The 21,487-nt window shown below is 59.6% G+C and carries 20 protein-coding genes; 6 read left to right on the top strand and 14 right to left on the bottom strand.

The genetic code is table 11. The features are described from left to right. Positions 1-74: 74 nt before the first annotated feature. On the bottom strand, positions 75-368 hold the full coding sequence (locus PMI22_RS14785; RefSeq protein ID WP_007945919.1) for a putative quinol monooxygenase: 294 nt from the start codon (positions 366-368) through the stop codon (positions 75-77). A gap of 118 nt (positions 369-486) precedes the next feature. On the opposite strand from PMI22_RS14785, the gene PMI22_RS14790 reads away from it, so the two are divergent. Together PMI22_RS14790 and PMI22_RS14795 are read left to right on the top strand one after the other, a co-directional pair. Continuing rightward, entirely contained in the window at positions 487-1,416 is a 930-nt protein-coding gene (locus PMI22_RS14790) for a LysR family transcriptional regulator (RefSeq protein ID WP_007945918.1), read from the top strand. Positions 1,417-1,732: 316 nt separating this feature from the next. Then, positions 1,733-2,467: an ArsR/SmtB family transcription factor gene (locus tag PMI22_RS14795; protein ID WP_007945917.1), complete on the top strand. Its 735-nt coding sequence runs from the start codon at positions 1,733-1,735 to the stop codon at positions 2,465-2,467. 64 nt (positions 2,468-2,531) lie between these two features. Here PMI22_RS14795 and PMI22_RS14800 read toward each other — a convergent pair whose 3' ends face one another. The 3 genes from PMI22_RS14800 to PMI22_RS14810 form a co-directional block, all read right to left on the bottom strand. After that, positions 2,532-3,485 (bottom strand): adenosine deaminase, encoded by a 954-nt coding sequence (locus PMI22_RS14800; protein ID WP_007945916.1) that lies wholly within the window; start codon positions 3,483-3,485, stop codon positions 2,532-2,534. Between the two features lie 81 nt (positions 3,486-3,566). After that, positions 3,567-4,532 carry an isopenicillin N synthase family dioxygenase gene (locus tag PMI22_RS14805; RefSeq protein WP_007945915.1) on the bottom strand — a complete coding sequence of 322 codons (966 nt, stop codon included), beginning with the start codon at positions 4,530-4,532 and terminating at the stop codon, positions 3,567-3,569. Between the two features lie 136 nt (positions 4,533-4,668). Continuing rightward, positions 4,669-5,751: a BMP family ABC transporter substrate-binding protein gene (locus PMI22_RS14810; RefSeq protein ID WP_007945913.1), complete on the bottom strand. Its 1,083-nt coding sequence runs from the start codon at positions 5,749-5,751 to the stop codon at positions 4,669-4,671. Between the two features lie 298 nt (positions 5,752-6,049). Between PMI22_RS14810 and PMI22_RS14815 the strand changes: the two genes are divergently transcribed. After that, positions 6,050-7,138, top strand: coding sequence for a calcium:proton antiporter (locus PMI22_RS14815; RefSeq protein ID WP_007945912.1), 1,089 nt, complete (start codon positions 6,050-6,052; stop codon positions 7,136-7,138). Between the two features lie 50 nt (positions 7,139-7,188). Here PMI22_RS14815 and PMI22_RS14820 read toward each other — a convergent pair whose 3' ends face one another. The 3 genes from PMI22_RS14820 to PMI22_RS14830 form a co-directional block, all read right to left on the bottom strand. Further along, a complete protein-coding gene (locus PMI22_RS14820; protein WP_007945911.1) occupies positions 7,189-8,547 on the bottom strand; it encodes an 8-oxoguanine deaminase in 1,359 nt (452 codons plus the stop codon). A gap of 269 nt (positions 8,548-8,816) precedes the next feature. Further along, positions 8,817-9,503, bottom strand: a complete 687-nt coding sequence (locus PMI22_RS14825; RefSeq protein ID WP_007945910.1) for an SDR family oxidoreductase — start codon at positions 9,501-9,503, stop codon at positions 8,817-8,819. 25 nt (positions 9,504-9,528) lie between these two features. Next, complete coding sequence (locus tag PMI22_RS14830; protein WP_007945909.1) at positions 9,529-9,879, bottom strand: MerR family transcriptional regulator; 351 nt, start codon at positions 9,877-9,879, stop codon at positions 9,529-9,531. An 82-nt stretch (positions 9,880-9,961) separates the two neighbouring features. On the opposite strand from PMI22_RS14830, the gene PMI22_RS14835 reads away from it, so the two are divergent. Further along, entirely contained in the window at positions 9,962-10,396 is a 435-nt protein-coding gene (locus PMI22_RS14835; RefSeq protein ID WP_007945908.1) for a hypothetical protein, read from the top strand. Positions 10,397-10,440: 44 nt separating this feature from the next. Here the strand turns inward: PMI22_RS14835 and PMI22_RS14840 are convergent, their stop codons facing one another. The 7 genes from PMI22_RS14840 to PMI22_RS14870 form a co-directional block, all read right to left on the bottom strand. Then, positions 10,441-11,367 carry an ABC transporter permease gene (locus PMI22_RS14840; protein WP_007945907.1) on the bottom strand — a complete coding sequence of 309 codons (927 nt, stop codon included), beginning with the start codon at positions 11,365-11,367 and terminating at the stop codon, positions 10,441-10,443. Beyond that, a complete protein-coding gene (locus PMI22_RS14845) occupies positions 11,367-12,470 on the bottom strand; it encodes an ABC transporter permease (RefSeq protein ID WP_007945906.1) in 1,104 nt (367 codons plus the stop codon). Before PMI22_RS14845 ends, PMI22_RS14840 begins: the two co-directional genes overlap by 1 nt. Positions 12,471-12,481: 11 nt before the next feature. Then, positions 12,482-14,047, bottom strand: coding sequence for an ABC transporter ATP-binding protein (locus PMI22_RS14850; protein WP_007945904.1), 1,566 nt, complete (start codon positions 14,045-14,047; stop codon positions 12,482-12,484). Positions 14,048-14,576: 529 nt separating this feature from the next. Beyond that, a complete protein-coding gene (locus tag PMI22_RS14855; RefSeq protein ID WP_007945902.1) occupies positions 14,577-15,158 on the bottom strand; it encodes an IMPACT family protein in 582 nt (193 codons plus the stop codon). A gap of 7 nt (positions 15,159-15,165) precedes the next feature. Beyond that, positions 15,166-15,816 carry a TetR/AcrR family transcriptional regulator gene (locus tag PMI22_RS14860; protein WP_007945901.1) on the bottom strand — a complete coding sequence of 217 codons (651 nt, stop codon included), beginning with the start codon at positions 15,814-15,816 and terminating at the stop codon, positions 15,166-15,168. A gap of 87 nt (positions 15,817-15,903) precedes the next feature. Further along, positions 15,904-17,298: a uracil-xanthine permease family protein gene (locus PMI22_RS14865; protein ID WP_007945900.1), complete on the bottom strand. Its 1,395-nt coding sequence runs from the start codon at positions 17,296-17,298 to the stop codon at positions 15,904-15,906. 134 nt (positions 17,299-17,432) lie between these two features. Beyond that, on the bottom strand, positions 17,433-18,353 hold the full coding sequence (locus tag PMI22_RS14870) for a LysR family transcriptional regulator (RefSeq protein ID WP_007945899.1): 921 nt from the start codon (positions 18,351-18,353) through the stop codon (positions 17,433-17,435). A 125-nt stretch (positions 18,354-18,478) separates the two neighbouring features. Here PMI22_RS14870 and PMI22_RS14875 point away from each other — a divergent pair, with 125 nt between their 5' ends. After that, a complete protein-coding gene (locus tag PMI22_RS14875) occupies positions 18,479-19,828 on the top strand; it encodes an aspartate aminotransferase family protein (protein ID WP_007945898.1) in 1,350 nt (449 codons plus the stop codon). Positions 19,829-19,892: 64 nt separating this feature from the next. Further along, positions 19,893-21,386, top strand: a complete 1,494-nt coding sequence (locus PMI22_RS14880) for a CoA-acylating methylmalonate-semialdehyde dehydrogenase (protein WP_007945897.1) — start codon at positions 19,893-19,895, stop codon at positions 21,384-21,386. Positions 21,387-21,487: the final 101 nt, after the last annotated feature.

Genomic DNA, 21,487 nt, shown 5'->3' with positions numbered 1-21,487 from the left:
CTGCTTCGCAGCCGGACGCAGGCTTCGCCAGCTGCTACAAAGTGCTCGTCGGCTTGACTGATCGGCATTAGGAATCAGGCCACGGTACGCAGGCGCTTGAGGTCGAAGTGTTCGAGAAAATCGCCGGCCTTGGCGCGGAAATTCTGGATGTGGGCGCTGGCGTCATGCGCTTGCAGGGCTTCGTCGCTGCTCCACTGCTCGATCATGTAAAAGGCCTGCGGGTTGGCGAGGTCCTGGTGCAGATCGTATTGACCACAACCGGCCTCGGCGCGGGTCGGTTCCACCAGCGCGCGCAGGTGCTGTTCAAGAGTGTCTTGTTGGCCGGCTTTGGCGATGAGCGTGGCAATGGCGGTAAATGGCTGGGACATGGACGACTCCGGGAGTGTGAGGAATTCGATGGGGCAGATGATTGGCTATTTCGCAGCAAGATAAAACCCGCTAAAAGAGCAGTCTCTTTCAATATTTTTTTGATAATCGAGGCTGGAGATGCTGCGTTTTGATGACTTGCAGCTGTTTGTCCGGGCTGCGGATCTGGGGAGCCTGTCGGCGGCGGCGCGGGTGATGGACATGTCGGCGGCAGTGGCCAGTGCGGCGTTGAAGCGCATCGAACAGCAACTTGGCGCACGTTTGCTCGCCCGCTCCACCCGAAGCCTGCGCCTGACGGCCGAAGGCGAGGGCTTTCTGGAATATGCCCGGGCGGCGCTGAGCAACCTTGATGAGGGGCGTCGATTGCTGGCCAGTGGTCAAGACCAGGTCAGTGGGATTTTGCAGTTGTCCGCGCCGTCGGACTTTGGCCGCAACCTGTTGCTGCCGTGGCTGGACGAGTTTCAGCGTGAGCATCCGAAACTGACCGTGCGGCTATTGTTGGGTGACCGCATCGCCGACCTGTTCCGCCAACCGGTCGACATTGCCCTGCGCTATGGCGAACCGGAAGACTCAAGCCTGGTGGCGCTGCCCATCGCCCCGCAGAACCGCCGGGTACTGTGCGCAGCGCCTGGTTATCTTGCTAAACATGGCGAGCCCCGGCAGCTGGAGCAACTGGCTCAGCACAATTGCTTATTGTTCATGCTCGGCGGCCGGGTCCACGATCACTGGAGTTTTCATGACGGCAAACGTGAAGTCGGCCTGACCGTCAGCGGTGACCGTTTCAGTGACGATGCCGATGTGGTGCGGTTGTGGGCGGTTGCAGGCGCAGGGATCGCTTACAAATCCTGGCTCGATGTCGCCGCCGATGTGCTCGCCGGGCGGCTGAAAGTGCTGATGCCAGAGCTGCTCTGTGAGCGCGCACCTCTGAATTTGCTGTGCGCCCATCGCGCACAATTGAGTAAGCCTGTGAACCTGTTACGGGAAATGCTTGCCAGCCGATGTGCTCATTTAAGCAGCCAATTTCCGACGATATCGGGCATCGATCATTAGTCGCAGGTAAATAGCGAAATTTCTGTCAGCAACTATCAGCACCCACGGTTTCCCAGGGGCAGGATCCGGCGGTCAACCCGCTTATACTAGCGCCCGCCTCATGTACGCACCGTCAATCTCGCGATGGCGAGTCCGCGTTACAGTCGGCATGGCCCCCCGCTCAATCACCGACCTTCGCCCTGACTGCGAAGCCTTGGCATCGGGGCGTGGAGTGCCTTGCCCGGCTTATGGCGGTTTCCGCGGCTTGGCCGACGACACATTACTGGTCAAGATGTCTCTGAGCAGCAGACGAAACGATTCAACAGGGAGTGAATACATGGAACATGCACCTTGCATCAGCCAGATCGCCACGTTGCTGGCTGACCCAAAGCGCAGCGCAATGATGTGGGCCTTGATGGACGGCACGGCGCGGCAAACCGAAGAGCTGGCATTGTTGGCCGGCCTGTCACCCTCTTCGGCCAGCGCACACCTGGGACGATTGTCCGCAGGCGGTCTGTTGAGAGTTGAAATCCGTGGGCGAAAGCGATTTTTCCGCCTGGCAGCCCCCGAAGTCGGTGCGGCCATCGAGGCATTGGCCAGTGCGACCCTGGCCAGTACACCAAGAGAGGTCCCGGATGTTTTCAAGCGCCCCAACCCTATCGCCAAACCTCAGACCGCGCCTTCGTCACTGCTGCGAGCCAGGCTGTGCGACGACCATTTGGGCGGTACTCTGGCCGCCGACCTTTACCAGCGATTGCTGGATGCAGGCTGGATCGAACAGATCGAAAAGCGGGTCATGATTACCCACAAAGGTTCCACCCAATTGGCGACACGTGGCGTGTTCATCCAGGCGCTGGCGCATCGCAACAGCCGAGTGGCCTGCGCATGTCCCGACTGGAGCGAAAGACGCCCCCACATGGGCGGTTCACTGGGCGCGGCCCTGTTGCAGCTGTTCATGCAATCGGGCTGGCTGAGCCTGCCCAATGAATCCCGCGCCTTGCAGGTCACCGCCGCGGGACAGCGTGAGATCCATCGCTTCGCGAAGGAAACCGAGTTGGAGATGGCGCTTTAGGGATGAAGCATCATCCAGCTGCTGTGGGAGCCAGACTGCTCCCACAGGGTGTATGCGGTGTGGCTTATGGTTTGACCAATCGCGCATCAAGGCTGTTTTGCGCCAGGCGCTTGGCCTGATCCTGGGTCATGCCCAGGTCGGTGTACAACGCATGGAAGTTCTCGGTCACATACCCGCCGAAGTACGCCGGGTCATCGGAGTTCACGGTCACTTTCACGCCACGCTCAAGCATGTCGAGGATGTTGTGTTGGGACATGTGATCGAACACGCAGAGTTTGGTGTTCGACAACGGGCACACGGTCAGCGGGATCTGCTCGTCGATGATCCGCTGCATCAAACGCTCGTCTTCGATGGCGCGCACGCCATGGTCGATGCGCTGGATTTTCAGCAGGTCGAGGGCTTCCCAGATGTATTCCGGCGGGCCTTCTTCGCCAGCGTGGGCAACGGTCAGGAAGCCTTCGTGACGTGCACGGTCAAACACGCGCTGGAACTTGCTTGGCGGGTGTCCCATTTCCGAACTGTCCAGGCCCACGGCTACAAACGCATCGCGGAACGGTAGCGCCTGATCGAGGGTTTTCTGTGCTTCTTCTTCGCTCAAGTGGCGCAGGAAGCTCAGGATCAAACCGCTGGTAATGCCCAGTTGTTGCTCGCCGTCCTTCAAGGCGGCAGCGATGCCATTGAGCACCACTTCGAACGGTATGCCACGGTCAGTGTGGGTTTGCGGGTCGAAGAACGGTTCAGTGTGAATGACGTTCTGCGCCTTGCAACGCAACAGGTACGCCCAGGTCAGGTCGTAGAAGTCCTGCGAAGTGCGCAGCACGTCGGCGCCCTGGTAATACAGGTCGAGAAACTCTTGCAGGTTGTTGAAGGCGTACGCTTTGCGCAGGGTTTCGACGTCGCTCCACGGCAGGGCGATCTGGTTGCGTTCAGCCAGGGAGAACAGCAACTCAGGCTCCAGCGAGCCTTCGAGGTGCAAATGCAATTCTGCCTTGGGCAGGGCGTTCAGCCAGTCGTACATAGTCTTTTCTCATCAGGTGCAAATGGGGAGCATTCTGCAGATTCCTGTGGAAACATTTTGCAATAACTGACAGATGGTTGATCACACCGCTTCCTGTTCCCGTCGATAGGCGTAGGTATCGGCGAAGCGCGAAAGCAAAAATTCGGCGCAGGTGGTGGACGGGTATTTCGCCGGGTGCATTTGATCCTGACAACCGGGCAAGCATTCGATGCGTGTGTCGGGGTGCGGCTCGGCAAAGAACGGCATCGAATAACGGTCGACGCCCAGGGGGCTGATCACCCGGTGCGGTGTCGACAGGTACCGGTCGTTGCTCCAGCGCGCCATCATGTCGCCGAGGTTGACCACGAAGGTGCCTTCAATCGGTGGCGCGTCGATCCATTCGCCTTTGACGTTTCGTACTTGCAGGCCGCCGGCGGCGTCTTGATACAGCAGGGTGATGCAGCCGTAATCGGTATGGGCGCCGGCGCCTTGTTGCTCAGCGGAACTGGCGGTGTGGCGCGGCGGGTAATGGATCATCCGCAGGACGCTGACCGGCTCGTTGAAACGGTGGTCGAAAAAATCCCGCTCGATGCCCAGTGCCAGCGTCATTGCCCGCAACAGCGTTTGGGCGAGCGCCTGCATGTCGGCGTAGTGCTGTTCCATCAGCGCCTCCCAGCCGGGTAGCGACGGATGACGGTTCGGGCCGCGCAAGGGTTTTTCCATCAGCACGTCGGGATGATCGGCCGGCAGGTGCAGGCCCATGTCGAAGGTTTCCTTCAGATCACTGGGTTTGCTCGGGTCGAGTTGTTCGGTGGCGATGGCGCCGTAGCCACGATGGTGGCGGGTTTGGGTGATGTCGATCCTGAGCTTTTCGGCGGTGGGTTGGGCGAAAAAGCGTTGGGCGTGGTCGAGCAGGGCGTCGATGCGCTCCGCGGAAATAGGGTGACTCTTGATGTAGAAAAAGCCCCATTCGCGGCAGGCGTGATCGATTTGGCGGGCGACGGAATGCCAGGCGGTTTGGTCATCGCTGTAGAGCGGGGCGATGTCGATGATCGGGAGTTGGTTCATTTCGTAGACTCTATATTGATCGTTCCCACGCTCTGCGTGGGAATGCCTCAATGGACGCTCTGCATCCGCTCTTGGGACGCGGAGCGTCCCGGGCTGCATTCCCACGCAGAGCATGGGAACGATCATGGAAGGTAGGTTACTTCGGAATATCGGCCTTCATGCCCTCAACGTAGTAGTTCATCGACGCCAGGTCCGCATTGCTTGCCATCGCGCCCGCCGCAAACTTCTCGACACCGGCCTGATCCTTGATCGGCCCGGTGAAGGGGTGGAACGCGCCGCTCTTGATGTCCGCAATGATCTGCTCGGCTTCGGCTTTCACCGGCGCTGGCACCAGATCACTGATCGGCAGTTCAACCGTGCCTTCTTTCAAACCGCCCCAGTAATCCTGTGACTTCCAGGAGTGATCAAGTTCGCTTTGGGTCGCTTGAATGTAGTGCGGGCCCCAGTCGTTGACGATAGAAGTCAATACCGCTTTCGGCCCGAAGTGCGCCATGTCCGACGCGTAGCCGACGGCAAACACGCCGCGACGTTCAGCCGCCTGGATCGGCGCCGGGCTGTCGGTGTGCTGGAACACCACGTCCACGCCCTGGTCGATCAGCGCGTTGGCGGCGTCAGCTTCCTTGCCCGGATCGAACCAGGAGTTGACCCACACCACCTTGATCTCGGTGCCGGGGTTGTACTTGTTCAGGGCCAGTTGAATGGCGTTGATGTCGCGGATCACTTCCGGGATCGGGAAGGAGGCGACGTAGCCGATCTTTTTGGTCTTGGTCATCTTCGCCGCGAGGAAGCCGCCGACGTAGCGACCCTCATAGGTGCGCGCCAGATAGGTGCCGAGGTTTTTGTCCTGCTTGTAGCCGGTGGCGTGTTCGAAGGTCACCTTGGGAAATTGCTTCGCCACTTTCAGGGTCGGGTTCATGTAGCCGAAGGAGGTGGTGAAGATCAGGTCGTAGTTGTCCTTGGCCATGTTGCGGATCACCCGCTCGGCGTCGGCGCCTTCGGCGACGTTCTCCACGTAGTTGGTGGTGATCTGGTCGCCGAATTTTTCGGCCAACGCCTTGCGCCCCTGTTCATGCTGATACGTCCAGCCGTGGTCACCGATCGGACCGATGTAGACGAAGCCGACTTTCAGCGGGTCGGCGGCACTGGCGGTCAGACTGGTGCTCAGACCGATGGCTGTGGCGACGGCAATCAGCAGCTTCTTCAACGGACGTGTATGCATGAATTCCAACTCCATTTTGTTTTGAGGTTGGAAAGGCCAATGCAAATTGCTGACCAACAAGACAACAAACAGCTTGGGACCGTGTCACGGCCATCGCGAGCAGGCTCGCTCCCACAGGGGACCGCATTCCAATGTGGGAGCGAGCCTGCTCGCGGTGAGGCCAGTGCGGCCAATAAAAGTGCATGGCGTCGCACTGCTGCCATCCACTGGTGCGCTAAGGTGTAACGAAACGTTAGCGCCGCACCGCAGTCTGTAGCTCATCGCACTGATTTCGCTCCACTGCGCAAAAAGGCCCGCAATGCTCTCACTCCTCAAGCAAGAAACAGTTCTGCTGCTGGCCGTGCTCTCCGCCGTCGTCGCGTACCCGCTGGAGCACTGGATGCTCCACAGCGGCCAACCGGTCGCGCTGGCTGCCGGCCTGGTGTTGATAGCGTTCATCGTCGCCGCCTCCATGCGCGTCGCCCATCACGCCGAGTTGCTGGCGGAAAAAGTCGGCGATCCTTACGGCACGATGATCCTGACGTTGGCGGCGGTGCTGGTGGAAGTGGTGATCCTGGCGATCATGATGAGCAACGAAGCCTCGTCTACCCTTGTGCGCGACACGATTTACTCGGCGGTGATGCTCGACATCAACGGCATCCTCGGCCTGGCCGCGTTGATGGGCGGGCTCAAGCATGGCGAGCAGTCCTACAACGATGACTCGGCGCGCAGCTACAGCGTGATGATTCTCACCGCCATGGGCGTGTCGATGGTGGTGCCGGAGTTCATTCCCGAGGCCAACTGGAAGCTGTATTCGGGCTTCACCATCGGGGCGATGGTCGTGCTCTACGCATTGTTCCTGCGGATGCAGGTCGGGCCGCACAGTTATTTTTTCAGCTACAGCTACCCGGAAAAACGCCGCCGGAAAGTCCCGGAGGAAGCGCCTGAACCGATCAATCTGGTGCTGAGTATCGGCACGTTGGTGTTTGGCGTGGTGGTGATCGGCGCACTGGCCGAGGTGATGTCCAAGACCCTCGATCTGGGGCTGGAAGGGACGGGCGCGCCGCCGGTGATTACAGCCATTCTGGTGGCGGCCATTTCGGCGGCGCCGGAGATTTTGACCGCATTGCGCGCAGCGTTGGCCAATCGCATGCAATCGGTAGTCAACATCGCCATGGGCGCGTCGCTATCGACGGTGATTCTGACGGTGCCAGTGATGGAAGCGATGGCGCTCTACACCGGCCAGCCGTTTCAAATGGCGATGACCCCGGTGCAGACGGTGATGATCTTCCTGACGTTGATCGTCAGTGCGATCAACCTCAACGATGGTGAAACCAACGCGATCGAAGGCATGACCCACTTTGTGCTGTTCGCGACATTCATCATGTTGTCGCTGTTGGGCCTGTAGTCGATAGGTGATCGTTCCCACGCGGAGCGTGGGAACGATCAGGCGGCGAATCAGGTTCCGGCAATCAGCTGTCGAGCCGCTTGGCTGTGATCGGCAATCAGACCCTTGAGGTCCAGCCCCTCAACCTGCCCATCAATTACTCGCCACTTGCCGCCGACCATCACCCGATCCGCACGATCAGCGCCGCACAGCAGCAACGCCGACACCGGATCATGGCTACCGGAGAAGCGCAGTTCATCCAGTTTGAACAGCGCCAGATCCGCCTGTTTGCCGACTGCCAGCTCGCCGATATCGGTGCGGCCCAGCAAGCTCGCCGAGCCCTTGGTCGCCCAGCCCAACACCAGTTCCGGGGTGATCTTCTCGGCGCCATAACGCAGGCGCTGAATGTAAAGCGCCTGGCGGGTTTCGAGCATCATGTTCGATGCATCGTTGGACGCCGAACCGTCCACGCCCAGCCCGAGCAACGCGCCCGCCGCCGTGAGGTCCAGCGTCGGGCAGATGCCGGAAGCGAGGCGCATGTTCGAGCTTGGGCAATGGCAAATACCGGTGCCGGCGGCGCCGAGGCGGGCGATTTCGTCCGGGTTGAAGTGGATGCCGTGGGCCAGCCATGTACGCGGGCCGAGCCAGCCGACGCTGTCCAGATAATCCACGGTGCGCAGGCCGAAGCGTTGCAGGCAGAAGTCTTCTTCGTCGAGGGTTTCGGCCAGGTGGGTGTGCAGGCGCACGTCGAGTTTGTTGGCCAGTTCAGCACTGGCGGACATGATTTCCGGGGTCACCGAGAATGGCGAGCAGGGCGCCAGGGCGATCTGGATTTGCGCGCCGGCACCGCGTTCGTGGTATTCGGCGATCAAGCGCTGGCTGTCGTCGAGGATGACTTCACCTTCCTGCACGGTCTGCTGCGGTGGCAGGCCGCCGTCCTTTTCACCGAGGCTCATGGAACCGCGGGTCAGCATGGCGCGCATGCCCAGTTCGCGGACGCTTTCGACTTGCACGTCGATCGCATTTTCCAGGCCTTCGGGGAACAGGTAATGGTGATCGGCGGCGGTGGTGCAACCAGACAGCAGCAACTCGGCCAGCGCGACTTTGGTGGCCAGAGCAAGTTTTTCCGGAGTGAGGCGGGCCCAGACCGGGTACAGGGTTTTCAGCCATGGGAACAATGGCTGATTGACCACCGGCGCCCAGGCGCGGGTCAGGGTTTGATAGAAATGGTGATGGGTGTTGATCAGCCCCGGCAAGATCACATGCTCGCGGGCATCGAAGACTTGTCCACAGGGGGCGGAAGGTTGCTGGCCAGCGCCGAGAACTTCGACGATCACACCGTCTTGCACAACCAGACCGCCACTAGCATCGAGGCCATTGGCAGTGAAGATCGCGAGGGGGTTTTTTAACCAGGTACGGGATGCAGGCATGTTGGCCGGCTCCTCTGAAAGTTGGGTTCAGGGTTGCCAGCTCAGTGATTACCCTGTCTGCTGATCCAGGATCGCCGCGGGGGCGAGGTGCGGAGTTTCGGACAAAACGCTGTTCCGGGCAAGCTTCGCCCGACAAGACACCAAAATTCGGTGAGTGGAATGATCCCTTGTAGGAGCGAGCCTGCTCGTGAAGGCGTTGTGTCAGCGCCATAAATGCTGCATGACCCACCGCTTTCGCGAGCAGGCTCGCTCCCACATGAGGGTGGTGTTTACCAGGGAATGGTTTCACCTCTGTAATTCACAAAATGATGCCCGCCCTTGCCGGTGTAGGCATTGACCTGATCAACCAGCCCACGGGTACTGGTGTCCACATCAATGTCCGCACCTTCACCGCCCATGTCGGTTTTCACCCAGCCCGGATGCAGCGACAGCACGGTGAGTTTCTGCTCGCCCAATTGCGTGACGAAGCTGTTGGTCATGGAGTTCAGCGCCGCTTTGCTGGCCTTGTACAACGCCAGTTCCGGCGCGTCGGGCATGGTCACACTGCCCAGCACTGAGCTCATGAACGCCAGCACGCCGCTGTCCGGGCGAATCTGCCCGATGAAACGCTGAGCCAGGTTGATCGGGGCCACGGCGTTGGTGAAAAACAGCTGGCCCACTTCGGCCAACGCTGCGCCGCCGGGTGTCTGAACGTCCGGGCCCTTGACTCCGGCATTCACGAACAACAGGTCGAACGTTTCATCCTTGAGTTGTTGGCTGAGGGCGATCACCGCAGGCTGATCGTCCATGTCGAGTTTTTCGATCCGCACGTTACCCAAGGCCCGCAGGGCGTCGGCGTTTTGCGGGTTGCGCACGGTGGCGGTAACTTGCCAGCCGTCGGCCAGCAGGGTTTTCACCAGGCCGAGGCCCAAGCCCCGGGAGGCTCCGATGATGAGTGCGGTTTTTGCCTTGGACATGAGTGGCTTCCTTGAAAAAAGAGGGTCACGGATTTAAAGGACAGCGCTGGCCGAGCCGTTGCTGCAACTCGCTGCGCAACGCGCCGAGTTCGGCCATGCGGGTTTCGATCAGTTTGAGTTTGTCTTGCAGCAATTGCGTGACGGCACTGTCTGGATCGGGTGACTGCCAGATTGCCGCGACGCTGTTGCCGATTTCGCCGAGGGTAAAACCCAGTCGCTGAGCTGTTTTGATGTACTGCACCAGTTGCACCATGTCCGCTGGATAGTCGCGATAACCATTGGCGCTGCGTTGCGCCGCGATCAATCCGCGCTGCTCATAGAAACGCAGCGTATCGCGGCTGACCGCGCTGGCCTGGGCTAATTCACCGATGCGCATGTTGACGTCTCGAGAGGGCTTGACCCTGGAGCATACTCCAGGCTTTAGCCTTGTTGCTCCTCGAATATATGGAGCAAGGCCGATGTGGACTTCAACGCAATATCGCCGGGTGGTGCGGGGCAGCGCCTGGTACGACTTGATCGTGACGGCGGCGTTTGTCACGCCGTGGAGTTTTTCGGGTTTGCATGGGGTGTTGACGGGTGTGAGTCAGGCGTTCGATCTGCCCGGAGCGCTGCCGCCGTTTGAGCCGATGCACATGCTGATGGCGAATCTGTTGGGCTCGATTGTGTGTGTCTGGGCCGTGCTGCGGATTCGTGATCCGCAGCAGGTGTTTGGGCAGTATGACGCGGTGGCGCGGTTTATGTTTTCGGCTTGGCAGCTTTACGCCTTGCTCCATGGCGCCAGTTCTTTATTGGTGATTTTCCTGGTCTTTGAATTGGCGTGGGGCGTGGCTCAGGTGTTGCCTGTTCGGCAGTCATCGCGAGCAGGCTCGCTCCCACAGGGGAACGCGGTCTAATGTAGGAGTGAGCCTGCTCGCGATGAGGCCGGTGCAGGCGACCGCTAATGCCCGCTCTGCCACGGCTGCCCCAACGACACCGGCGCATACAACCGCGTCCGCACCGCATCTCGCGACAGCAGCACCAACACCACAATCGTCGCGACGTACGGCAGCATCGCCAGCAGACTCGATGGAATCGCCAGCCCCAACCCCTGCGCCACCAGATGCAGGATGCTGGCGAGCCCGAACAGATACGCGCCCAGCAGCAAACGCCACACTCGCCAACTGGCAAACACCACCAGCGCCAAGGCAATCCAGCCACGCCCGGCGCTCATGTTTTCGGCCCACATCGGCGTGTACGCCAGGGACAGGTACGCGCCGGCCAACCCGGCCATCGCGCCGCCAAACAGTACCGCCAGTGCGCGCACGCCCAATACCGGCAAGCCCATCGCACTGGCGGCATCCGGGTTTTCTCCAACAGCTTGAATGATCAGCCCGACACGGCTTTTCACAATCACCCAGGCCACCAGCGCAAACAGCACGAACGACAGATACACCAACAAATCCTGGGCAAACAGCATCCGCCCGATCAGCGGGATCTCGCTCAAGTAAGGAATCGCCACCGGTTCAAAACCGGCCAATGGTTTACCCACCCATGCGGCACCGATAAACGTCGACAGGCCCACGCCAAAGATCGTCAGCGCCAACCCGGTGGCCACTTGGTTGGCATTGAACACCAGCGCCACCACGGCAAACAGTGATGACAACAACATCCCTGCGAGCATCGCCAACAGCACGCCGAGCCACAGGTTGCCGCTGTTCAGCGCGACGATAAAACCGATCACCGCGCCAAACAGCATCATCCCTTCCTGTCCCAGGTTGAGCACGCCGCTCTTTTCGCAGATCAATTCACCCAGCGCCACCAACAACAACGGCGTACCGCAGCGGACCATGGCGTAGAAAATATTGCTCAGCAGATCGATATCCATCACAGCGCTCCTGCAGGTTCGGTGGCTGGCGCGCGGCGAGCCCAGCGCACGTTCAAACGTGGTCGGTAGAGAATCAGCACGTCGCTGGCCAGCAGGAAAAACAGCATCATTCCCTGGAACAATTGAGTGATGGCTTGTGGCAGGTTCATGCTCATCTGCGCGCTCTCGCCACCGATGTACAACAGCGCCATCAACAGGCTGGAAAACAGAATGCCGATGGGGTTGAGTCGTCCGAGAAACGCCACGGTGATCGCCGCATAGCCGTAGCCGGGCGAGACCTGCGGCACTAACTGGCCGATAGGGCCGGTCACCTCGCACACGCCGGCCAGGCCCGCCAAACCGCCGCTGATCAACAGCGCTAGCCAGATCAATCGTTTCTCGCGAAAGCCCACGAAACCCGCCGCACGCTTGTCCAGCCCCAACACTTTGATCTGAAAACCGACAAAGCTTTTTTGCAGCAACACCCAGACAGCGACCAACGCCAGCAAGGCGAAATACACCCCGGCATGAACCCGACCGTCTTCCATCAATAACGGCAAACGGCTGAAATCACTGAACATCGCCGACTCCGGAAAATTGAACCCGGCGGGATCCTTCAGCGGCCCATGGACACAGAACAGCAGCAGGTTCAGGGCGATGTAATTGAGCATGATGCTGGTGAGGATTTCGTTGGCATTGAACCGGGTGCGCAACCAAGCCGTCAGGCCGGCCCACGCTGCACCGGCCAGAGTGCCAACCAGCAGGACCAACACCAGGGCCCAGCGACTTTGCAGGTCGATGATGTTCACGGCCAAGGCACTGCCGGCCAGCGCACCGAGCAACAATTGACCTTCGGCACCGATGTTCCAGATCCGCGCCTGATACGCCACCGCCAGCCCCAGCGCGCAGAGCAAGATCGGCAACGCTTTGACCAACAATTCCGAGACGCCATACAAGTCGCTGACCGGTGCGATCAACAAGGTGTGCAAGGTGAGCAATGGATCGTGGCCCAATGCGATAAACAGCAATGAGCCACAGCCCAGCGTCAGCGCCGCCGCCAGCAGCGGCGAACACCACAGCATCAGGCGCGATTGCTGGCCACGGGGTTCGAGAGAAAGCAGCATGTGAAACTCCGTTAAACCGTTGCGGGGGCGAGTGATTGAGGGGCGTCGAACTGGCCGGCCATCCAGCCGCCGACGTCGATCAGGCGCGTGTCGACGGTGGCTCTGAGTGGCGACAACCGACCGCTGCACAAGGCACCGAGTCGGTCGCTGATCTGGAACAATTCGTCGAGGTCTTCGGAGATCACCAGGATCGCCGCGCCGGCATCGCGCAAGGCAATCAGCGCGCGGTGAATGGTCGCGGCGGCCCCGACGTCCACGCCCCAGGTCGGGTGCGCGGCGATCAGCAATTTGGGTTGCTGGAGGATTTCCCGGCCGAGGATGAATTTCTGCAGGTTGCCGCCGGACAGACTGCGCGCCGCTGTTTGAGCATCGGGCGTCTTGACCCCAAAGCGACGGATGATCTCGTCGGCCAACGCTTCGACCTTGCGGCGCTGAATCAATCCGTTGCTGACCAGCCCTTGTTGAAAGGCGGTGAGCAGCGCGTTGTCCGCCAGACTCAAATCCGGCACCGCACCGTGACCCAGGCGTTCAGCGGGAACGAAGGCCAGGCCGAGATTACGACGCGAGTCAGGGCGCAGATGAGCGACCGCTTGCTCTCCGAAACTGATCGTCGCGCCGTCGTTGCGGGTCAGTCGTTCTTCGCCGCTCAATAGTGCGAGCAATTCATCCTGGCCGTTACCCGCGACCCCGGCGATGCCGACGATTTCGCCACCGCGCACCTCTAGGTCGACGTCCTTCAGCGAGCAGCCGAACGGATCAGGATTGGGCCAGGACAATCGGTTGACAGTAAGAAACGCAGCGCCGCCCACCACCTTCGGATAGTCCGTAATCGCCTCGGCCGCTTCACCGACCATCAGCCGCGCCAGTTGCCGGTCCGAGCATTCGGCCGGCAGGCAATGCCCGGCCACTCGCCCGCCGCGCAACACGGTGGCGCTGTGGCACAGTGCCCGGACTTCACCGAGCTTGTGGCTGATAAACAAAATGCTGCAGCCCTCGGCCGCGAGTCGGCGCAAGGTGACAAACAGTTCATCGGCCTCTTGCGGGGTTAGCACCGAAGTGGGTTCATCAAGAATCAACAGGCGGATGTCTTGCATCAGGCACCGAACGATTTCCACCCGTTGCCGCTCGCCAATCGACAGGCTGTGGACAAGTCGCTCCGGTTCCAGCGCCATGCCATAGCGTCGGGACACTTCACGAATCTTCGGTTCCAGCTGTTTCGGTGTGCCGGCTGCCGCGCCCATGGCCAGGGCAATGTTCTGCGCCACGTTCAATGTTTCGAACAGCGAAAAATGCTGGAACACCATACCGATCCCAAGACCTCGAGCCTGGGCCGGGTTGCGCATGGTTACGCGTTGTCCTTGCCAGATCATCTCCCCGGAATCGGCGTGGGTGACGCCGTAAATGATCTTCATCAGCGTACTTTTACCAGCACCGTTTTCCCCGAGCAGGGCGTGGATTTCGCCAGGTGCAATGTTCAGGTCAATGGCATCGTTGGCCAGGCATCCGGGGTAGCGTTTACTGATCTTGCGCAACTGCAGGCGAGGCGTTTGATCGGGGGACGGCACGGGGTTGGGCATGACGGACTCGGGTCGAGGGACGTGATGCCTGGATAAAGCAATTTCCTGGCCACTTAGTCAGGAAAGCTGCTAATCCGAATAGGTGCTGTCCCAGAGGACAATGGGTGCGCCCCATCCACTGCGAATCAGGCACCACTTGAGGGCGATGCTGTTGACCAGGCTCTGATTTTGCCCGTGCGCATTTGGTTGAAAAATGATCAGTAGTTCGCAAGCCATGCCAGCTATGGGGTCGCGATAGCCATGAACGGGTTATCCACAGGTTGCTCCACAGTATTTGTGCGCAAGCTCAAGGGTCGGGCATAAGCACTGAGCGGCTATCTTCTAAAGGTGCTAACCCGAGCTAACTATTTGTTTTTACGTGGATTTAGTGGGAGTGATAGCAGATTGGACGAAAAATGAACAAAGTCCGCAAACCCGCATGGCAGAAGGGTTGCAGGCACCTGTGCTCAGGTTATACACAGCCGGGTGCACAGTAGATGTGGGCAAATTTCCAACCACGGCGGAATAAGCGTGAGCGTTGTTGGTGCGCTCAGTGCTGCAACACAATGCGTCCGCGACTCAAGTCCGCCAGCTGCGTTTGCAGGGTACGGATCTGCGTTTGTCCAACCGCTAATTGCAATTCGACGCCATTGGCGGTGAACGTTTCTTCCACGACCAAACCGCCCAGTTCCGCGACGCGAAGTTTCACCAGCGCCAATTCACTGAAAGCACAGGCGCAGCTGACAGGCACTCGACTGATCAGCTCCACCTTCGGCGCCTTTTGCAGGCACTTGTTGGCGCCGCCGCCATACGCCCGGGCGAGGCCACCGGTGCCCAATTGAATACCGCCGTACCAACGAATCACCAGCACCGCGACCTGGTCGCAATCCTGCGCTTCGATCGCCGCCAGAATCGGTCGGCCTGCAGTGCCGCCGGGCTCGCCATCGTCGTTGCTGCGGTACTGATCACCGAGTTTCCACGCCCAGCAGTTGTGCGAAGCATTGAGATCGCTGTGCTGTTCGAAGAACGCTTGGGCGTCTGCCGGGCTGGATATCGGCGCGGCGAAGGTGATGAAGCGGCTTTTGCGAATCTCTTCGCGGTACTCGCAAAAATCGCTGAGGGTAAAAGGCATAAGTGTCTTAAATGGCAGGGTTCAGGCCGCAGCCCTTGAGGATGATGCGGATCAGGTTGTTGCCGGCTTCTTCCATATCCTGCTTGGTCAGCTTGGTGCGTCCGCTGACTCGGCAGATCTGGGTCGCGAAGTCGGCGTAATGCTGAGTGCTGCCCCACAACAGGAAAATCAGGTGAACCGGGTCCACCGGGTCCATCTTTCCAGCATCGATCCACGCCTGAAACACGACTGCCCGCCCCTGGAACCAGGCGCGATAGTCCTGGTTGAAATATTCGGTCAGGCATTCGCCGCCGCTGATCACTTCCATGGCGAAGATCCGCGAGGCTTGTGGCTGGCGCCGTGAGAATTCCATTTTGGCGCGGATATAACGGGTCAATGCCTCGGCCGGGTCATCCTCGGCGGTCAGGGTGTTGAAGGTGCTGTCCCACAATTCGATGATGTTGCTCAACACCGCCACGTACAAACCGAGTTTGTTGGTGAAGTAGTAATGCAGGTTCGCCTTGGGCAACCCGGCATTCTGGGCGATGGTGTTCATGCTGGTGCCTTTGAACCCGTGACGGGCGAACTCGTCTTCGGCGGCTTTGATGATGGTCTCTTCGTTCTTCTGACGAATGCGGCTGGCAGGTTTTCCGCCATGAGCAGGGACTTCAAAGGTCATAGGCAATTCCAGTCGGGTGGGGGGCGCTACCAAGTGCGTTGATAACGCACCCACGGGTTCCAGACAAGTCCCGGTGCGATAAAACCCTTAAGCCTGCTCGACCGGGGCACTTTCTTGAGCGCGGTTGACGCTCTGCACATCAGCCTTCGACTCTGGCAGCAACAAGCACATCAGCAATGCCGTCAAGCCGCCGCTGGTGATCGCTGAATCGAACAGGTTCTGCACCAGTTCAGGCAGCAGATGTAAGAGGTTCGGCTGCGCCGCGATTCCCAGCCCGACACCGAACGAGGTGGCGATGATCAACATGCTGCGACGGTCCAGCGGTGCTTGCGCAAGAATGCGCACGCCAGCCGCCGCGACACTGCCGAACATCACCAGCGTTGCACCGCCAAGCACCGGTTTCGGAATTTGCTGCAGCATTGCGCCAATCAACGGAAACAGCCCGAGGCAAAACAGCACGACGCCGATGTATAAGCCAACGAAACGGCTGGCGACGCCGGTCAGTTGAATCACGCCGTTGTTCTGCGCAAACGTGGTGTTGGGGAATGCGCTGAAGGTGGCGGCGATCAGGCAACTAATGCCGTCACCGAGTACACCGCCCTTGAGACGCTTGATATAGGAGGGGCCGCTAATCGGTTGACGGGCGAGCATGCAGTTGGCGGTCAGGTCGCCGACTGTTTCGATAGTGCTGATCAGATAAATCAGCGCAACGGGCAGGAAAGCCGTCCAGTCGAAGCTGAATCCGTACCTGAACGGGATCGGAAGACTGACCAGTGGCAAATCAGGCAACGGTTGCGGGATGAGTTTTCCACTGATATACGCCGCGACGCTGCCCAGCACCAATCCGATGATGATGGCCGAGAGACGAATCCACGGTGTGTTTGAACGGTTAAGCAGAATGATCGTCAACAGCACGAACAGCCCCAGCGCCAGATTGCCCGGCGCCCCGAAATCTGCGGCGTTGAAGCCACCGCCAAGGTCGGTGATGCCCACTTTGATCAGACTGATGCCGATCAATGTTATGACAATCCCCGTAACCAGCGGCGTGATCACTCTGCGCAGTTGGCCGATGAAGCGGCTCAGGACGATCTGCACCAAGGCGCCGAAAAAGCACACACCGAAGATCATCGCCAAAATGTCTTCCGGGCTGCCGCCTCGTTGCTTCACCAGGAAGCCAGCCGACAGCACCGCGCCCAAAAACGCAAAACTGGTGCCTTGCAGGCAAATCATCCCGGCACCGATGCCAAAGGGCTGGCGCGCCTGAATAAAGGTACCGACACCGGACACCATCAACGCCATGCTGATCAGGTAAGGCAAATGCGCGGTCAAGCCGAGGGCGGAGCCGATCACCAGTGGCGGGGTGATGATGCCGACGAAACTGGCGAGCACGTGTTGCAGGGCGGCGAGTAACGCGGCGAGCGGTTTCGGGCGGTCGTTGAGGCCGTAGATCAAATCGCTGGGGTTTGAGGTTTCTGGCTGCATGGGCGTAGGTCTTCTTTTTTGTAAGCAGGGCTGACGGGCAAGTTCATCCTGCTTTGCAAAAAGCTGTCCAAGTGCTCAGCTTATTTTCTTTTATACAGTCCGAGGTCCTTTGTTTATGCGGCTTTCGTGGGGTTCTAGCGTGTGGCGGCCAGGCTCTCGAGAAAGCTTTCCAGCACCAAATGGGGGCGACGACCCTTGCGGGTGACCGATGCGAGGCTCAGGTCGTAGAAACGCGCGGTGGGTTTCAGCGCTCGCAATCGACCTTGTTGCACCCAAAGGCTGGCGTAGTGGTCTGGCAGGTAACCGATGTACCGACCGGTCAGGATCAGGAACGCCATGCCTTCACGGTCCGAAGCGCTGGCGGTGCAGTTGAGCGCCTGGTAATGGGCCTGGATGTCCGCTGGCAATCGGAAGGTCGGCGCAATTGCGTCCTGGCTGTTGAGCCGTTCATCGTCGAGTTGTTTGTCATCGACATAGAACAGTGGATGGCCAACCGCGCAGTACAGCAGTGAACGTTCACTGTAGAGCGGCTGATATTCCAGCCCCGACAACGCGCTGGCCTGCGGCACGACACCGACATGCAAGCGGCCATCGAGCACGCCTTGTTCCACTTCATTCGGCGCGATCATGCGAATCTGAATCTGCACATCCGGGCCGCGTTCCTTCAGTTGAGCCAAGGCGTGGGTGATGCGCATGTGGGGGAGGGTGACCAGGTTGTCGGTCAGGCCAATGGTCAATTCGCCACGCAAGTGTTGATGCAGGCCGTTGACCTCGGTGCGAAAACTTTCCAGCGCACTTAATAGCTGCAAGGCCGATTGGTACACCTCGCGACCTTCTTCGGTCAGGGAAAAACCGGCGCGACCGCGTTGGCACAAACGCAGGCCGAGGCGCTGTTCCAGATCGCTCATTTGCTGGCTGATGGCCGAGCGACCGATCCCCAACACACTTTCAGCCGCAGAGAAGCCGCCGCACTCGACCACGCTGCGAAAGATCCGCAGCAAGCGGATATCAAAGTCACTGACTTGCGCCAGTGGATCGGGACGACGCGTGCTCATAGTTTAGTGGTAGCCTGACTGAACGTTAGAAAAGTTGGATTTCACCGACTTTATCCCCGTGGCAATTTAGCTGCAAGAACGCTTTTGATCTCTATGCCGCTTATTGCTCTGCGAGGTTTTGCCCGATGAACTTGCCTGAAAACGCCCCGTCTTCCCTGGCCAGCCAGCTCAAGCTTGATGCTCACTGGATGCCTTATACCGCCAACCGTAACTTCCAGCGCGATCCGCGTTTGATCGTGGGCGCCGAAGGCAGCTGGCTGATCGATGACAAGGGCCGCAAAGTTTATGACTCGCTGTCCGGTCTGTGGACCTGCGGCGCCGGGCACACTCGCAAGGAAATCCAGGAAGCGGTATCGAAACAACTGGGCACCCTCGATTACTCGCCAGGCTTCCAGTACGGTCATCCGCTGTCGTTCCAGTTGGCTGAGAAAATCACCGACCTGACCCCGGGCAATCTGAATCACGTGTTCTTCACCGACTCCGGTTCCGAGTGCGCTGACACAGCCGTGAAAATGGTCCGCGCTTACTGGCGCCTGAAAGGCCAGGCGACCAAGACCAAAATGATCGGTCGCGCCCGTGGTTACCACGGTGTGAACATCGCCGGCACCAGCCTCGGCGGTGTGAACGGAAACCGCAAAATGTTCGGTCAGGCGATGATGGACGTCGATCACCTGCCGCACACACTGTTGGCGAGCAATGCCTATTCCCGTGGCGTGCCGGAGCTGGGCGGTATCGCCCTGGCTGACGAGCTGCTGAAGCTGATCGAACTGCACGATGCGTCGAACATCGCCGCCGTATTCGTTGAGCCACTGGCCGGTTCCGCTGGCGTACTGGTGCCGCCACAGGGTTACCTCAAGCGTCTGCGCGAAATCTGCGATCAGCACAACATCCTGTTGGTGTTCGATGAAGTGATTACCGGTTTCGGCCGTACCGGCTCGATGTTCGGTGCCGACAGTTTCGGCGTGACCCCGGACCTGATGTGCATCGCCAAGCAAGTCACCAACGGCGCGATCCCTATGGGCGCTGTGATTGCCAGTTCCGAGATCTACCAGACCTTCATGAACCAGGCGACGCCTGAGTACGCAGTGGAATTCCCCCACGGCTACACCTACTCCGCGCACCCGGTGGCGTGCGCCGCTGGCCTGGCGGCACTCGACCTGCTGCAAAAGGAAAACCTGGTGCAGAGCGTGGCCGAAGTGGCGCCGCATTTCGAAAATGCGCTGCACGGTCTGAAAGGTTCGAAGAACATCATCGACATTCGTAACTATGGTTTGGCCGGTGCGATCCAGATCGCGCCACGTGATGGCGACGCGATCGTGCGTCCATTCGAAGCGGGTATGGCGCTGTGGAAAGCCGGGTTCTATGTGCGCTTCGGCGGCGACACCCTGCAGTTCGGCCCAACCTTCAATAGCAAGCCGCAAGACCTTGATCGTCTGTTCGACGCGGTCGGCGAAGTGCTGAACAAGATCGACTGATTTTCTCTTCTATATAGAGGCGCCCTTTAACGGGCGCCTGTGGACAACTTTTCAGGAGCGCTACATGAGCCTTATCCCGCATTTGATCAATGGCGAACTGGTGACCGAAGACGGTCGTACGGCCGACGTGTTCAACCCGTCTACCGGCCAAACGATCCACAAGCTGCCATTGGCCAGCCGCGAAACCATTCAGAAAGCCATCGACTCGGCCAAGGCAGCCTTTCCGGCCTGGCGTAACACGCCGGCGGCCAAACGTGCTCAAGTGATGTTCCGCTTCAAGCAATTGCTGGAACAGAACGAAGCACGTATCGCGCAGTTGATCAGCGAAGAGCACGGCAAGACCCTGGAAGATGCGGCGGGCGAATTGAAGCGCGGTATCGAGAACGTCGAGTTTGCCTGCGCAGCGCCGGAAATCCTCAAGGGCGAATACAGCCGTAACGTCGGCCCGAACATTGATGCCTGGTCGGACTTCCAGCCATTGGGCGTGGTGGCCGGCATCACCCCGTTCAACTTCCCGGCGATGGTGCCGCTGTGGATGTATCCGCTGGCGATCGTTTGCGGTAACTGCTTTATCCTCAAACCGTCGGAGCGTGATCCAAGTTCCACGCTGCTGATCGCTCAGCTGTTGCTGGAAGCCGGCTTGCCTAAAGGCGTGCTGAACGTTGTGCACGGTGACAAGGCTGCGGTGGATGCGCTGATCGAAGCGCCGGAAGTCAAAGCGCTGAGTTTTGTGGGTTCGACACCGATTGCCGAATACATCTACGCCGAAGGCACCAAGCGCGGCAAACGCGTTCAGGCATTGGGCGGCGCGAAGAACCATGCGGTGCTGATGCCGGATGCGGATCTGGATAATGCGGTCAGCGCACTGATGGGCGCGGCGTACGGTTCTTGCGGTGAACGCTGCATGGCGATCTCGGTGGCGGTGTGCGTCGGTGACCAGGTGGCGGATGCGCTGGTGGAAAAACTGGTGCCGCAGATCAAGGCGCTAAAAATCGGAGCGGGCACTACCTGTGGTCTGGACATGGGGCCTCTGGTCACCGGTCAGGCGCGCGACAAGGTCAGCGGGTACGTAGAAGACGGCGTTTCTTCCGGTGCGACCCTGGTGGTCGACGGTCGTGGTTTGAGTGTGGCTGGTCATGAGGAAGGTTTCTTCCTGGGTGGCTGCCTGTTCGATAACGTCACACCAGAGATGCGTATCTATAAAGAAGAAATCTTCGGGCCGGTGTTGTGCATCGTTCGGGTGAACAGCCTGGAAGAGGCAATGCAACTGATCAACGATCACGAGTATGGTAATGGCACCTGCATTTTCACCCGTGACGGTGAAGCGGCGAGGTTGTTCTGCGATGAAATCGAAGTGGGCATGGTCGGCGTTAACGTGCCGCTGCCGGTGCCGGTGGCTTATCACAGCTTCGGTGGCTGGAAGCGTTCGCTGTTCGGCGACTTACATGCGTATGGCCCGGACGGTGTGCGTTTCTACACTCGCCGTAAAGCCATCACCCAACGCTGGCCACAACGTGCGAGCCATGAGGCGTCGCAATTCGCATTCCCTAGCTTGTAAGTAGAAGGGAAGAAGGCCGGCCCCTTGGGGCCGGCCTTCGTGTTTGTGGGCTTTTTTGGCCTATATGACACTATTGTGAAATTAAAGGTTGACGGCAGATT

Origin of the sequence: Pseudomonas sp. GM21 (genome assembly GCF_000282215.1) — a bacterium.
GTDB lineage: Bacteria > Pseudomonadota > Gammaproteobacteria > Pseudomonadales > Pseudomonadaceae > Aquipseudomonas.
This window is presented reverse-complemented; position numbering and strand designations above follow the sequence as displayed.

What these genes read in the sequence shown, in the direction of transcription:
- PMI22_RS14785 (WP_007945919.1), bottom strand. Translation starts at nt 368, where the DNA reads ATGTCCCAGCCATTTACCGCCATTGCCACGCTCATCGCCAAAGCCGGC.
- PMI22_RS14790 (WP_007945918.1), top strand. Translation starts at nt 487, where the DNA reads ATGCTGCGTTTTGATGACTTGCAGCTGTTTGTCCGGGCTGCGGATCTG.
- PMI22_RS14795 (WP_007945917.1), top strand. Translation starts at nt 1,733, where the DNA reads ATGGAACATGCACCTTGCATCAGCCAGATCGCCACGTTGCTGGCTGAC.
- PMI22_RS14800 (WP_007945916.1), bottom strand. Translation starts at nt 3,485, where the DNA reads ATGTACGACTGGCTGAACGCCCTGCCCAAGGCAGAATTGCATTTGCAC.
- PMI22_RS14805 (WP_007945915.1), bottom strand. Translation starts at nt 4,532, where the DNA reads ATGAACCAACTCCCGATCATCGACATCGCCCCGCTCTACAGCGATGAC.
- PMI22_RS14810 (WP_007945913.1), bottom strand. Translation starts at nt 5,751, where the DNA reads ATGCATACACGTCCGTTGAAGAAGCTGCTGATTGCCGTCGCCACAGCC.
- PMI22_RS14815 (WP_007945912.1), top strand. Translation starts at nt 6,050, where the DNA reads ATGCTCTCACTCCTCAAGCAAGAAACAGTTCTGCTGCTGGCCGTGCTC.
- PMI22_RS14820 (WP_007945911.1), bottom strand. Translation starts at nt 8,547, where the DNA reads ATGCCTGCATCCCGTACCTGGTTAAAAAACCCCCTCGCGATCTTCACT.
- PMI22_RS14825 (WP_007945910.1), bottom strand. Translation starts at nt 9,503, where the DNA reads ATGTCCAAGGCAAAAACCGCACTCATCATCGGAGCCTCCCGGGGCTTG.
- PMI22_RS14830 (WP_007945909.1), bottom strand. Translation starts at nt 9,879, where the DNA reads ATGCGCATCGGTGAATTAGCCCAGGCCAGCGCGGTCAGCCGCGATACG.
- PMI22_RS14835 (WP_007945908.1), top strand. Translation starts at nt 9,962, where the DNA reads ATGTGGACTTCAACGCAATATCGCCGGGTGGTGCGGGGCAGCGCCTGG.
- PMI22_RS14840 (WP_007945907.1), bottom strand. Translation starts at nt 11,367, where the DNA reads ATGGATATCGATCTGCTGAGCAATATTTTCTACGCCATGGTCCGCTGC.
- PMI22_RS14845 (WP_007945906.1), bottom strand. Translation starts at nt 12,470, where the DNA reads ATGCTGCTTTCTCTCGAACCCCGTGGCCAGCAATCGCGCCTGATGCTG.
- PMI22_RS14850 (WP_007945904.1), bottom strand. Translation starts at nt 14,047, where the DNA reads ATGCCCAACCCCGTGCCGTCCCCCGATCAAACGCCTCGCCTGCAGTTG.
- PMI22_RS14855 (WP_007945902.1), bottom strand. Translation starts at nt 15,158, where the DNA reads ATGCCTTTTACCCTCAGCGATTTTTGCGAGTACCGCGAAGAGATTCGC.
- PMI22_RS14860 (WP_007945901.1), bottom strand. Translation starts at nt 15,816, where the DNA reads ATGACCTTTGAAGTCCCTGCTCATGGCGGAAAACCTGCCAGCCGCATT.
- PMI22_RS14865 (WP_007945900.1), bottom strand. Translation starts at nt 17,298, where the DNA reads ATGCAGCCAGAAACCTCAAACCCCAGCGATTTGATCTACGGCCTCAAC.
- PMI22_RS14870 (WP_007945899.1), bottom strand. Translation starts at nt 18,353, where the DNA reads ATGAGCACGCGTCGTCCCGATCCACTGGCGCAAGTCAGTGACTTTGAT.
- PMI22_RS14875 (WP_007945898.1), top strand. Translation starts at nt 18,479, where the DNA reads ATGAACTTGCCTGAAAACGCCCCGTCTTCCCTGGCCAGCCAGCTCAAG.
- PMI22_RS14880 (WP_007945897.1), top strand. Translation starts at nt 19,893, where the DNA reads ATGAGCCTTATCCCGCATTTGATCAATGGCGAACTGGTGACCGAAGAC.